At 72.3% G+C, this 12,344-nt stretch carries 9 protein-coding genes and 2 pseudogenes; 4 read left to right on the forward strand and 7 right to left on the reverse strand.

The features are described 5' to 3' along the window. Window positions 1-2 precede the first annotated feature (2 nt). Both ACIBK3_RS39195 and ACIBK3_RS39200 read right to left on the reverse strand, forming a co-directional pair. Window positions 3-1,985 carry an N-acetylmuramoyl-L-alanine amidase gene (locus ACIBK3_RS39195; RefSeq protein WP_399372723.1) on the reverse strand — a complete coding sequence of 661 codons (1,983 nt, stop codon included), beginning with the start codon at window positions 1,983-1,985 and terminating at the stop codon, window positions 3-5. A 258-nt stretch (window positions 1,986-2,243) separates the two neighbouring features. Further along, window positions 2,244-3,383 (reverse strand): aminoglycoside phosphotransferase family protein, encoded by a 1,140-nt coding sequence (locus ACIBK3_RS39200; RefSeq protein ID WP_399372724.1) that lies wholly within the window; start codon window positions 3,381-3,383, stop codon window positions 2,244-2,246. Window positions 3,384-3,627: 244 nt separating this feature from the next. On the opposite strand from ACIBK3_RS39200, the gene ACIBK3_RS39205 reads away from it, so the two are divergent. Further along, window positions 3,628-5,121, forward strand: a complete 1,494-nt coding sequence (locus ACIBK3_RS39205; protein ID WP_399372726.1) for a hypothetical protein — start codon at window positions 3,628-3,630, stop codon at window positions 5,119-5,121. A 25-nt stretch (window positions 5,122-5,146) separates the two neighbouring features. Here the strand turns inward: ACIBK3_RS39205 and ACIBK3_RS39210 are convergent, their stop codons facing one another. The 3 genes and pseudogenes from ACIBK3_RS39210 to ACIBK3_RS39220 form a co-directional block, all read right to left on the reverse strand. Next, window positions 5,147-6,577, reverse strand: a complete 1,431-nt coding sequence (locus ACIBK3_RS39210; protein ID WP_399372728.1) for a PP2C family protein-serine/threonine phosphatase — start codon at window positions 6,575-6,577, stop codon at window positions 5,147-5,149. A 317-nt stretch (window positions 6,578-6,894) separates the two neighbouring features. Continuing rightward, window positions 6,895-7,992, reverse strand: coding sequence for a chemotaxis protein (locus tag ACIBK3_RS39215; RefSeq protein WP_399372730.1), 1,098 nt, complete (start codon window positions 7,990-7,992; stop codon window positions 6,895-6,897). Between the two features lie 67 nt (window positions 7,993-8,059). After that, a pseudogene (locus ACIBK3_RS39220) lies at window positions 8,060-8,302 on the reverse strand (PaaI family thioesterase); the annotation flags it as partial. Between ACIBK3_RS39220 and ACIBK3_RS39225 the strand changes: the two are divergent. Further along, window positions 8,295-8,459 carry a hypothetical protein gene (locus ACIBK3_RS39225; RefSeq protein ID WP_399372731.1) on the forward strand — a complete coding sequence of 55 codons (165 nt, stop codon included), beginning with the start codon at window positions 8,295-8,297 and terminating at the stop codon, window positions 8,457-8,459. The pseudogene ACIBK3_RS39220 and the gene ACIBK3_RS39225 overlap by 8 nt on opposite strands. A gap of 105 nt (window positions 8,460-8,564) precedes the next feature. Here the strand turns inward: ACIBK3_RS39225 and ACIBK3_RS39230 are convergent, their stop codons facing one another. Then, window positions 8,565-10,160 carry an alpha/beta hydrolase gene (locus ACIBK3_RS39230; protein ID WP_399372733.1) on the reverse strand — a complete coding sequence of 532 codons (1,596 nt, stop codon included), beginning with the start codon at window positions 10,158-10,160 and terminating at the stop codon, window positions 8,565-8,567. Window positions 10,161-10,294: 134 nt separating this feature from the next. Here ACIBK3_RS39230 and ACIBK3_RS39235 point away from each other — a divergent pair. Continuing rightward, window positions 10,295-10,591, forward strand: a pseudogene (locus tag ACIBK3_RS39235) (RNA-guided endonuclease TnpB family protein); the annotation flags it as partial. 44 nt (window positions 10,592-10,635) lie between these two features. Here ACIBK3_RS39235 and ACIBK3_RS39240 read toward each other — a convergent pair. Continuing rightward, complete coding sequence (locus tag ACIBK3_RS39240; RefSeq protein WP_399372734.1) at window positions 10,636-11,127, reverse strand: nucleoside deaminase; 492 nt, start codon at window positions 11,125-11,127, stop codon at window positions 10,636-10,638. Window positions 11,128-11,554: 427 nt separating this feature from the next. Between ACIBK3_RS39240 and ACIBK3_RS39245 the strand changes: the two genes are divergently transcribed. Then, window positions 11,555-12,331, forward strand: coding sequence for a GNAT family N-acetyltransferase (locus ACIBK3_RS39245; RefSeq protein ID WP_399372736.1), 777 nt, complete (start codon window positions 11,555-11,557; stop codon window positions 12,329-12,331). Window positions 12,332-12,344 lie beyond the last annotated feature (13 nt).

Genomic DNA, 12,344 nt, shown 5'->3' on the forward strand with positions numbered 1-12,344 from the left:
GGCTACCCGCCGGACTGCGCCACCCGCACGTCGGCGGCCCGTACGAACGCCACCCGGTGGCCGAACTGGATCTCGTAGTAGAGGTCCTTGCCGGTCACCACCCGGTGCGAGCCGGTCGCGAAGGTGACGGCGTAGAAGTACTCGCCCGGCAGTTCGTCGCCGACCACGTACTTCTGGCCCGCGAGCAGTCGGTACGGCAGCGGCGACACCGTCTGCGCGGGCACTCCCGTCGGATAGGCCGAGGCCTCCGGATAGGCCCGCCCGTACACCGGGACGCTCGTCAGGCCGGCCTTCGGCGTCACCACCCGGCCGCTCGCGGGCACCGCCGCCGGGCTCTTCTTCGGGTCCTTGAACCAGGCCTTCTGTCCCAGGTACCAGATCGCCGTCCAGTCGCCGTGCCGGTCGGCGACCGCGTACTGCTGGCCGGTGGAGACCCGCGAGGACAGGTCGTTCACGCCCGCCGTCGGGGTCGTGCCCAGGCCGATGTCCTTGATCAGGGCGGACTTCTCGTCGTGGTCGGAGTAGAGCCGCACCTCGCTGGAGCCGTGGGCGGCGCAGGGCCTGCCCGCGGTCACGCAGCCCGTGTACAGGGGCTGGTTGGTGGCGTAGGCCGGGCGGATCGTCACCACAGCGCCGTTCCCGCCGGCGCGGGGCTCGAAGGGGCGCCCGAGCAGTTCGAAGTAGTGCCGCCAGTCCCAGTACGGGCCCGGGTCGGTGTGCATGCCGGGGACGGTCGACGTGGTCGGGCCGGGCACGGTGTCGTGGCCGAGGATGTGCTGCCGGTCCAGCGGGATGTCGTACTTCTTCGCCAGGTACGCCACGAGCCGCGCCGACGACCGGTACATCGCCTCCGTGTACCAGGCGTCCGGGTCGGCCAGGAAGCCCTCGTGCTCCAGCCCGATCGACTTGGCGTTGACGTACCAGTTGCCCGAGTGCCAGGCCACGTCCTTCGCCTTCACATGCTGGGCGATGTGGCCGTCCGTGGAGCGCAGGGTGTAGTTCCACGACACATAGGCCGGGTCCCGCACGAGGTTGAGGACTCCCTCCCAGGTGCCTTCCGTGTCGTGGATGACGATGTACCTGATGCTCTGGGAGGCCGGCCGGTCACCCAGGTCGTGGTTGCCGTAGTCGCCCTCGCCGAACTCCTCGTACGGAGCCGGGAGCCACTCGCAGGACACCGTCTGCGGGCACTCCGTGCCGTCGGCCCTCAGGGTGCGCAGACCCGTTCGGGTGAGCTGCCCGGTGTCGGGGGCCAGGCCCGGCTGGGGGGCCAGCGCGATCTGCTGGCCGGCGTCGGTGGTGCGCTCCTCGCCGGTGCGCAGCACGTCGTACACGTCGTTCGCGTACGCGGCGGCCGTCGCGCCGTCGTCGGCGCCGGAGAAGCGGGCCACCGCCCCGTACCAGTCGGCCGGGTCCGCGCTCAGCGGTTCACCGAGGTCCCGCTGGGCGGCGGCGAGGAGGGCCGCACCGCCGGCCACGTTCGCGGCGGGGTCGGTACGCAGCCGCTCGGCGGGCAGGCCGGTCAGCTCGGCCGCCCTCGGCAGCGTCCTGAGCCGGGCCGGGAGTGCGGAGTTCACCGGGAGTGCCGTCTGCGGGTGCAGCGGCACGCGGGCGCTGTCGCCGCGGGCGTCCTCCGTGCCCTCGCTGTGGTGGGGCGGCGCGTCGGCGAGCGCGGTGCGGGCGTCGGTCAGGTGCATCGGGCCGTAGCCGCCGGTCACGCTCGGCACCCCGCCGTGCGCGTCCCAGCGGGACTGGAGGTAGGAAACGGCCAGGAGCACGCTGGGCGGCACGTGGTACTCGGCGGCGGCGGACACGAACGCCGACTGGAGCGCCCGCGCGGATGCCGACGCCGCGGACGGCCCCGCTGCGGACGGGGCGGCGCCGAGCAGCGGCAGGAGCAGCGCCGCCGAGCCCAGGACGCCCGCGGTTCTTCGGATGCGTCTGGGCCCGGCGGCTCGGTCGCGGGCGGTGGCGGATCCTCGCAATGCAGCCTCCTGGGACGGACGGGCGATGAGCCGTACGGGGCCGGGTGTGCGTCAGTGGTACCGGCGTGCCGACGATCCGTCAATCATGCCCAGAGGCAGCTGATTTCCCATGTCAATCCGGGTCCACGGGATTTTCGTGGCGCAGGTTTCCTGGCCTGCGGGGCGTCAGTGGTGTACACCGATGACCGCCTCGCGGGCCGCCGCGGACATACGAAGGTCCGCGGTACGCCCCGAGCGCACCGCGAACCTTCGTCCCCGTCAGCGAGTGCCGACCGCGGCGCGCACAGCCCGCCGGGCCAACTGGCAGTCGTCGTGCAGCCGCCTCAGCAGCAGCCGCTGTTCCTCGCCGGACGGCGCGGCACCCGGATGGGCCACTCCCGACGCCGCCGGGGTCGCGTCGTGCATCGAACGCTGCACGGCCGTCTCGTAGGTTCGGATCTCCCGCGTCAGGACGAGCATCAGGTTCACCAGGAACGCGTCCCGCGAGGCCGGGCCCGCCGACTGCGCCATCTGGCTGATCTGCCGCCTGGCCACCGGCGCGTCCCCGAGGACCGACCACAGCGTCGCCAGGTCGTACCCCGGCAGATACCAGCCCGCGTGCTCCCAGTCCACCAGCACTGGACCGGCCGGTGACAGAAGGATGTTCGACAGGAGTGCGTCGCCGTGGCAGAACTGGCCCATGCCGTGCCGGCCCGCGGACGCCGCGATGCCGTGCAGCAGCTTCTGCAGGTCACCGAGGTCCCGGTCGGTGAGCAGCCCGAGCTCGTGGTAGCGGTTGATGCGGGTCGCGTAGTCCAGCGGGGCGTCGAAGGTGCCCGCCGGCGGCCGCCAGGCGTTCAGCCTGCAGACAGCGCCGAGCGCCGCCCTGATGTCCGCGCGGGGCGGGGCCTCCGCCGGGTGCCGGTGCAGTGCCGCCACCCGTCCGGGCATCCGCTCGATGACGAGGGTGCAGTTGTCCGGGTCCGCCGCGATCAGTCTCGGTACGCGCACCGGAGGACGGTGCCGGACGAACGAGCGGTACGCGGCTATCTCGTGGCGGATCCGCTCGGCCCAGGCGGGCGAGTGGTCGAGTAAGCACTTGGCGACGGCGGTGCTGCGTCCCGTCGTACCGACCAGGAGCACGGAGCGGCCACTGCGGCGCAGCACCTGCACCGGGGCGAACTCCGGGCAGATCCGGTGCACCGACGCGATCGCCGTGCGCAGCTGGGCGCCCTGAGGGCCGGACAAGTCGAGTCTCCCGCTGAGCGGTTGGGTGCCGAGCCCCGCAACGCGCCGCGTCCTGCCCGCACCGAGCACGGGGGCGGCCGGACGCGCGGGGTCGAGGTAGGGGCCGCCGCCCGCCGGGCGGGGGCGTAGCGACCTGGGCGGGGCGGACACGGAGGATGATGCTGCGTACATGGGCGAAACAGATCCCTTCGTGTGCCTGCGAGACAGTGCGCTGCCCGGCCCGGTCCCCCCGGTGCACCCTGGGGAATGCATCCGTTGTTGCCAGAAGGCGACCGGGTCGGGGTGGCGCGTTCCTACCTGACACCCGTCCGCCACTGGCACACCATCTGGCGAGGCCTGGCGAACCCTGGCGAATAGTCGCCCGGCAACTCTCACCGGGCTACTGTCAACTCAGCCGAGAACCTGGGGGCTTGATGTGAGCGGAGAACCCAACACCCGCCTTGCGGACCTGTTCGGCCTGGCCGGCTGGTCCAAGGGTGAACTCGCGAGGCTGGTCAACAAGCAGGCGGCGGCCATGGGCCACCCCCAGCTGGCGACCGACACCTCCCGGGTACGGCGGTGGATCGACACGGGAGAGATCCCGCGCGATCCGGTGCCGCGGGTGCTGGCGGCCCTGTTCACCGAGCGTCTCGGCCGTGTCGTGACCATCGAGGACCTCGGTCTGGTCCGGCACGGGCGTGCGGGGAAACGGCCACGCGGCGGGAGTGCGGAACATCCCGACGGAGTGCCGTGGGCGCCCGAGCGGACTGCTGCGGTCCTCACCGAATTCACGGGAATGGACCTCATGCTCAACCGACGCGGCTTGGTGGGCGCGGGCGCCGCGCTCGCCGCGGGATCCGCACTCAGCAGCGCCATGTACGACTGGCTGCACACCGATCCGGCCCTGACCGCCGACGCTCCCCGGTTCGACGACCCCCTGCATGCCGACCCCGCCGGTTTCGACCGCTACGAGGCCGCCCCGATCGGGTCGCAGGAGATCGAGGAACTGGAGCGCGCCGTCGAAGTCTTCCGGGCCTGGGACGCGGCCCGCGGCGGCGGGCTGCAGCGCAAGGCAGTCGTGGGCCAGCTCAACGAAGTGGGCGGCATGCTCGCCTACCGACACCCCGACCATCTGCAGCGGCGCCTGTGGGGCGTCGCCGCCAATCTCGCCGTACTCGCGGGCTGGATGTCGCACGACGTCGGCCTGGAACCCACGGCCCAGAAGTACTTCGTCATCGCCGCCCATGCCGCGAGAGAGGGCGGCGACCGGCCCCGCGCCGGGGAGGCGCTCTCCCGAGCGGCTCGCCAGATGGTGCACCTGGGCCGGCCCGACGACGCGCTCGATCTGATGAAGCTCGCCCAGTCCGGCTCCGGCGAGGAGGTGCTGCCGCGCACCAGGGCGATGCTCCACACCATCGAGGCCTGGGCCCAGGCGTCCATGGGCAAGGGCCAGGCCATGCGCCGCACCCTCGGACAGGCGGAGGACCTCTTCGTCTCCGACCGGGGCGACGTGCCACCGCCCAGCTGGATGCAGACCTTCAAGGAGGAGGACCTGTACGGCATGCAGGCCCTGGCCTACCGCACGCTGGCCGAGCACGAGCCTGGCGCGGCCGTGCACGCCCAGCACTACGCGGAGAAGGCGCTGGCCCTGCGCATCGACGGCCGGGAACGGTCGAAGATCTTCGACCATCTGTCCATGGCCTCCGCCTGCTTCATCGCGGACGACCCGGAACAGGCGGACCGGTACGCGCGGCTGGCCCTGATGGCGATGGGTTCGAACTCCTCACGCCGTACCTGGGACCGGCTGGGCCAGATGTACCGGCTCACCGCCGCGTACTCCAGCTACCCGAAGATCCACGAACTGCGCGAGGAGATCAGGCTGGCGCTGCCGAAACCGAAGGGCAGGGGCGGTAACAGCACCACGGCCTGACAACAACCGTGCCGGTGGTGCGGTCCTACGACGTCACCCTGGCGACGAGTACGCAGGCGTCGTCCTCGCGCTCGGTCTCGCCGAACTCCTCCACGATCATCCGTACGCAGTCCTGTGCGGTACGGGCCTCGCCGAACCGGGGGGCCAGGTCGAGGAGGCGGTGCACTGAGTCGGTGCGGCCGTGCCCGGGCACCAGCCCGTCGGTGTGCAGCAGGAGCAGGTCGTCCGGACGGAGGGTTTCCTCGGCCTGCTCGTAGACGGCACCGGAGGTCGCGCCGAGCAGCACACCGGCCGGTGCCGCAAGCCTGCGCCCCGTCCCGTCGCGGAACAGCAGCGGGGCGGGGTGCCCGGCCTGCGCCCAGACCAGGGTGCGGGTCCCGGGCCGGTAGCGGCAGCACACCGCGCTGCCGAGCGCCGGTTGCACGGTGGCGTCGAGCAACTGGTTGAGCCAGGCCATGAGTTGACCCGGCTGGGTGCCGGCCATCGCCATGCCGCGGACGGCGCCCAGCAGGGTCGCCATGCCCGAGGTCACGGCGACTCCGTGGCCGGTGAGGTCGCCCACGCTGAGCAACGTCTCGCCGTCGGTGAGTTCCAGGGCGTCGTACCAGTCGCCGCCGATGAACGCGCTCGTCGACGACGGCAGGTAGTGGGCCGCGAGGTCGAGCGTCTCGGGGCCCTGGTGCGGGAGCCGCAGGGAGCCGCGCCACGGCGGTAGCACGGCTTCCTGCAGCTCGACCGCGAGCCGGTGCTCGGTCTGCGCGCGATGCCGGTGACGCTGTAACGAGTCACGGGTCTCGTCCACCGTCCGTTGGCTGCGGCGCAGTTCGCTGACATCCCGCAGCACCGCCCACATCGAGGCGGTGCTGCCGTCAGTGTCGAGCACGGGCTCGCCCATCATGTGCACGGTCCGTACGTCACCGCCCGGGCGTACCACGCGGAACTCCCCGTCGATGGGCCTGGCGTCGACGAGGCAGTCGGTGACCATCGCCGTCAGCTTCGGCCGGTCCTCGTCGAGCACCAGGGACGGCAGCTCGTCGAGGGTCAGCGGGGGCGCGGCGGGGTCACGGCCCAGGATCTGGTAGAGCTCGCCGGACCAACTGGCCTCGTCCGTCAGGAGGTTCCACTCCGCGCTGCCGACCCGGCTGAGCAGCGAGCCGCGCCGGGGAGCGGGCGGCGCGGCCGGGACGTCGAGGGCCGTCTCGGGGGTCGGGGGCACAGGCGGCGGACCGTCCCGCAGCTGTGCCAAGTGCTCGTCCAAGTCGTCGAGTTGGTGCAGCGCCAGGTCGTACAGCGCACGCTGCCATCGGTCCTGTGGGTCCGGGCCGTCGGGTCGCGTGTCCCGTCGTACGGCGTCCACCTCGCCCTTGAGGCGGCGTGCCTGCGATATGAGCGCGTCGACCGAGCCGCGTCCTGGCGGCGGGGCGGCGGGGTGGTCCGCGGAGAGATGGGGCGGCATGACGCACTCCGATGCGGGACGGTACGACCAAGGCGGGCGGAAGGACCGTTACGACTGTTGCACAGCCCGCGACGGGCTGTAAGGGATTTGGCAGCACCCGATACGGTGGTGCTTCTGGCATATGCCACAGTCTTTACGGCATGGGTGGGCCGGGCGTCCGGGGTGCGGCACCAAGTGGGTCAAGTCGTGGCTTTTGAGCGGAACTTGACCGGTCGTCGAGGGGTCGACAGGTGTTCAGTTATGTGTTCGACGGCCTTGTGTTCTAAGAGTGTGACATGGGGATCGCCGTACGCCCATCCCTTGAATGACGGCCCCCGTCAGTACCGCAGGACGGCTGCCATGCCGTCGGCGGCGCCGAGGGTGCCGTCCGGCACGAACCGGACGTCGGCGCCGGTCTCCAGGCACTGTTCGACGATCTCGTCCACGATGTCCTCGCGGGCGTCGAGATCGCCGCTCACCGCCGGGGCCAGGTGGTCGCCGCCCTCGCCGCCCACCGTGACCTGGTAGTTCTCCTCGACGGCCAGCAGGCGCACGCGTCCCTCGTGGGCGCTCCGCCACAGCTCGTCGACGCCTGCCGCGAAGGCCCGGCGGCCGCGCGCCGACTCGAGCTCACGGGCCACGGAGGCGGTGCTCTTGCGGGCCTCGGCGTCGACCAGCGGCCGGACCGCCTGCCACACGGTCTCGGGGGTGCCGTGGGCGAGACCCCCGTGCGGGACGTGGACGGCGTCCTTGGTGACACTGCCGACCTCGTCCAGCAGGGAGAGCGCGGCGGGCTCACCGGTGACGTACAGGGGGCGTTCGTCGTCGCGCAGGACCGCGCTCATCGCGGTGTCCGCCTCCCGCAGGAACTGGCGGGTGCCCTCGTCCCGGAAGGTGCTGGGCAGGTCGCCGATCCGCTCCTGGCGTTCGGCGTCGAAGTTGTCGCGGCTCCTGGCCAGCGGGAAGTCGCCGGTGTGGGCCTCGGTGACCCGGTCCGTGCCGCCGCTCCACAGGGCGACGCGGTCGGCGGAGAGCGACAGCACCCAGAACGTGCGCTCGGCGGCCTGGGCGGAGACCAGGTTGCGGGTCAGGAAGGTGTCCGAGAGAACCACGCGTTCGGGCACCGGCCGGGCCAGCGACCACACCTGGTGCTCACCCGGAGCGGCATAGATCACCAGACCGTCCTCGGCGTGCGCCAGGTCGACCTCGGTGAGGGCCTGGTCGAGCTGCCGGGCGACGTCCATGCGCCGTTCCCGGGCGACGGCGGGATCGGCCTCCAGCTGCCGCTTGGCCTCGGCCACCACGTTGCGCAGCCGGACCCGGTCCTGGGCGTTGTCGGGTTCGCGGCGGTGTGTGGGCGTCAGCACGGACACCGCGGGATAGGGGCGCGGGCGGCGCAGTTCGGTGAGGGTCGCGGGGCTGAGTGCAGGCTCCATATCAGCACCATAGGGCCGATTGCCGGATCAGGCATTTGGGGCAATCCGGTGAGCGTTCCCGGTGGGATCATCGCTTCGGGTGAGGTGAGGCGTGCGAGCCCTCCAGCCCGTCTGGTCCGTTGGACGGCGCGGCGGGCATGGCGGGCACGGCGATCGTGCCCTGCGCCACCGCGCACAGGGTGGGTGCGCCCTCGCCCTCGACGGTACTCAGGTCGCAGCGGCAGACGACGCGGGTGCAGCCCGCCCGGACCACCCGGGCGTGGGCGCGCAGGACCTCGCCCTTGGCCGGACGGAGGTAGTCGATGGTGAACACCGAACTGGAGTTGACCGACGCCGGGGCCGCCGCCCTGCGGGCCGCCAGCCCGGAGATCGACCGCTTCAACGCCGAACTGCGCGCACTGCTCGGCGACAGCGGCTTCGGAACGACCGCGGTGGTGATGCGGCGGCTGGCCCACTGGGAATCCTGACGCGGTCCCCTTCCCTCCGTCTCGCGGTTTTCCCCGGTTCTCGCGGATCTCCCGGATCTTCCGGAGAACTCGCCTTCAGTGACCTGCCCGCCGCCCTGGGGACACTCAGTCGCGGTCGCCCTCGGGGCCGCAGGAGCTGCCGTCCGGTGGGAGCGAGCCGTACAGCAGGAACGCGTCGACGTTCCGGTGCACACACGTGGAGGAGGAGTAACCCGTGTGTCCCTCGCCCTTGTTGTCCAGGACCACGGCCGAGTCACCGAGCCGTTCGGCCGTCTCCACGGTCCAGCGGTACGGCGTCGCGGGATCGCCGCGGGTGCCCACGAGGAGCATCTTCGGCGTGCGTACGTCCCGCACCTTCTCACGGATGAAGCCGGTGCCCTCGGGACGGCCGAAGCACATCAGGTACTCGGCGAGCCGGTAGCGGCCGAAGACGGGGGAGGCCTCCTCGTAGGCGGCGCGCAGCCGGCCGAGGTCCCGGGTGATCCGCTCGGCGCCCGGCCGGTCGGGATCGTCCGCGCAGTTGATCGCCATCAGCGCCGCCGGAACATTGTCGAGCGGCACGTCCTCCTGGTCGACCAGACCGCCGTCCGGCCTCGCGCCGGGCCGGGAGCCGGTCGCCCGGACGACGGAACCGCCGCCGGAGAACCCGAGGAGCGCGCCGGGGTCCCCGTCCTCGACCAGCGAGGCGAGCGCCCGCTCCAACGAGGGCCACAACTCGTCGCTGTAGAGCGCCTGTCCGATGGCACCGACGAGATCCTGCCCGGTGAAGTCCTCGCCGAAGTCCGTCGGCACCGGGTCCCTGTCCAGCGACCCGACCAGTCGTACGACCTCCTCGCGAGCCGAACGGGCGTCCGTGCCGAACGGACAGGCGATGTCCTTCACACACCAGGTGACGAAGTCATCCAGCGCCCTCTGCTGACCCTCGGCGCCGGCCACACCCTGGTCGGACAGCGACTCGGTGAGCGTGTCGACACCGTCGAGCACCAGCCGGCCGACGTTCTCGGGGAACTGGGCCGCGTACACGGCGCCGAGCCGGGTTCCGTAGGAGAAACCGAGGTAGTTGAGCTTCTTGTCGCCGAGGGCCTGGCGCATCACGTCCAGGTCGCGGGAGGCGTTCACCGTGCCGATGTAGGGCAGGACGGGCCCGGCGTGCCTCGCGCAGGTGGCCGCCGACTCGCGTACCCGCTTGAGCGCGGCCCGTGGATGGTCGGTCACGTCCGTGTCCCCGTCCGTCACCAGGAGGGCCTGCCCGGTGCCGGCGCCGCAGCTGACCGGCGAGGACCGGCCGACGCCCCGGGGGTCGAAGGACACCACGTCGTAGTCCCTGGTGAGCCCCATGAAGTCGTCGCCTCCGGCGGCGAGTTCGGGGACTCCCGCGCCACCGGGCCCGCCGAAGTTCAGCAGTACCGAACCCCGTGACTCTCCCGTCGCCCGGTAGCGGGCGAGTGCCAGGTCGAGGGTGGGCCCGCGCGGTCTCGCGTAGTCGAGGGGGACGGTGACCTTCCCGCACTGGAGATCCGCGGGCATGTCCACGCCTTCGCACTTCGTCCACGCCACCTGCTGGCTGTAGAACCGCGACAGATCCGGTGCGGAGCCGTCCGGCGCGGGCGCCGGGAGCCCCGTGCCGAGCAGGGCCAGTCCGGCGGCCGAGGTGATCGCGCAGCGCCGGGCCGTGGGCCGCGCCGACAGCTTGGCCAGCATCGATGCCTCCAGGGACGCCCGTCGCGGACCGGGAAGCGGCGCCCTCGATCACGATAGGCGGACCTCGCAGGGCACGCCTCCGGGCGAGCGGGACCACGGCCCCTGCCCTACCCTGTGCCCCGCACTGCGCATAACCGCGGCGGTTCGCCAAGACCACCATGGCCCGCAAGGCTGCCGACGCAGCCGTCGGCGCCACCAAACAGGCCCTGATCCATATGGGCCGCAAACACGGGCGGGACATCCACCTCGTCCACCCCGCGCACACCACGATGGACTGCGCGCACTGCGATGCGAGAGCCAAGCATCGCCTGCCGCTGGGTGAGCGCACCTACACCTGCACCGCGGCAGATCCGGGTTCCGCCGCCGGTACCGCACGTGGAGCGGCTGCCGGCTCGCCTGTGGCCCGCAGAGGGATCTGCCGCTCGGCGTAGTCACCGGACCCGGTGACACACCACCGCCACCCTTGGATCATCATCTATGCCTGGCCGGCGCGGCCGTGGAACCGGCGGTGGAGCGCGTGCACCTCCTCGACCAGCTCCGGCACCGGGCCGTCCACCGCCACGCCGGGTGCCACATCGTGCACCGGCATTGTCCGTACCGGCGGCGCGGGCACCCCCAACTCGGCGAGCCACTCCGCGAGTTGCCGGGACGAGGCCACGTACACGATGCGTCCCAGCCCCACCCAGGCGTGCGCGGCCGCGCACATCGGACAGTGCTCACCGGACGTGTAGACGGTCGCGGCGGCCCGCTCCTCGGGCGTCAGCCGAGCCGCCGACCAGCGCGCCAGCTCGAACTCGGGATGCCGGGTGCGGTCGCCGGAGGCCACCCGGTTGTGGTCCTCGGCGAGCACCGTGCCGTCCCCACCCACCAGCACCGAACCGAACGGCTCGTCCCCGGCCTCCAGCGCCTCCAGCGCGAGCTCCACGCAACGGCGCAGGTAGGGAAGTTCGGCGTCCTTCACGACCATGGCGTACGGCCCTCCTCTTGGCATGATCTCCACCCAGAGGCTAGGCCACGGGACCGCGTGCGGGGGCTGGACCGAGCCCCTTGGCGTGGGTGCGTGGGTGCGTGGCTGTGTGGCTGCGGGTGGTGAGGCGTGCGGGCGGCCTGGGGTGCTCCGTGGAGGTTGCCACGTTCGCGGCAGCCGGACGCCGGCCCCGGGCCCCGGACCTCGGGCGCCGGACCACAGGACGCCCCTGTCGGCGAACACGGCGGGAACGTGGACGGACGGACCGGGCGCGAGTATGACCGCGCGCCCGCAGGGCGCCCGTGGCGCGGCTGTCCCGGCGCGCTGATCGACGAAGTGTGTGAACGACGTGGCGGGTCGGTGTCCTTGAGCGCGCGGCGCCGTAAACGATGTTGCCGCGGGGGCCTCCGGGTGGTGGAGTGAGCGCATGGATCACACCGCGGTACTCGCCCTGTACGACCGGGACATGCGTGAGGGAGCGCAGCCGGACGGCCCAGGGGCCCGGGTCGAGCGGGTGGGGCGGGTGGTCCGCCAGGTCTCCTCGGCGCAGGGCTGGGACGGCGTGGTCTGGTCCGACCTCGACGGGGCGTCCGCCGACGCGGCGATCGCCGAGCAGATCAGCCACTACTCCGCTCTGGGCCGCGCCTTCGAGTGGAAGCTCTACGGGCACGACCTGCCCGTGGACCTCGGCCAGCGGCTCAGAGCCGCCGGGTTCACGCCCGAGCCCGAGGAGACGTTGATGATCGGCGAGGTCGCCGATCTGCCCCTGGACGCCGGCCCGCCCGAGGGCATCCGCTTCCTGCCGGTCACCGACCGGGCCGGCGTCGACCTCGTCGCGGACGTGCACGTCAAGGCGTTCGGCACCGACAGCTTCCGGCTGCGGCGCCAGTTGCTCGCGCGGCTGACGGAGGATCCGGACTCCGTCGTCGCCGTCGTCGCGCTGGACGGGGACACACCGGTGAGCGCGGCCCGGCTGGAACTCGTCCCCGGTACCCGGTTCGCCGGCCTGTGGGGCGGCGGCACCGTCGAGGGCTGGCGCGGCCGGGGCATCTACCGCGCGCTCGTCGCCCACCGGGCCCGCGCCGCCCTCGACCGCGGCTACCGCTACCTCCAGGTCGACGCCTCCGCCCAGAGCCGCCCGATCCTCGAACGCCTCGGCTTCCAGCCGCTGACCACGACGACGCCGTACATCTACGGGTCATAGCCTCGACCCATCG

Source organism: Streptomyces sp. NPDC050287 (genome assembly GCF_044459385.1).
Classification (GTDB): domain Bacteria; phylum Actinomycetota; class Actinomycetes; order Streptomycetales; family Streptomycetaceae; genus Streptomyces.

What these genes read in the sequence shown, in the direction of transcription:
- ACIBK3_RS39200 (WP_399372724.1), bottom strand. Translation starts at nt 3,383, where the DNA reads ATGTACGCAGCATCATCCTCCGTGTCCGCCCCGCCCAGGTCGCTACGC.
- ACIBK3_RS39210 (WP_399372728.1), bottom strand. Translation starts at nt 6,577, where the DNA reads ATGCCGCCCCATCTCTCCGCGGACCACCCCGCCGCCCCGCCGCCAGGA.
- ACIBK3_RS39215 (WP_399372730.1), bottom strand. Translation starts at nt 7,992, where the DNA reads ATGGAGCCTGCACTCAGCCCCGCGACCCTCACCGAACTGCGCCGCCCG.
- ACIBK3_RS39225 (WP_399372731.1), top strand. Translation starts at nt 8,295, where the DNA reads ATGGTGAACACCGAACTGGAGTTGACCGACGCCGGGGCCGCCGCCCTG.
- ACIBK3_RS39230 (WP_399372733.1), bottom strand. Translation starts at nt 10,160, where the DNA reads ATGCTGGCCAAGCTGTCGGCGCGGCCCACGGCCCGGCGCTGCGCGATC.
- ACIBK3_RS39240 (WP_399372734.1), bottom strand. Translation starts at nt 11,127, where the DNA reads ATGGTCGTGAAGGACGCCGAACTTCCCTACCTGCGCCGTTGCGTGGAG.
- ACIBK3_RS39245 (WP_399372736.1), top strand. Translation starts at nt 11,555, where the DNA reads ATGGATCACACCGCGGTACTCGCCCTGTACGACCGGGACATGCGTGAG.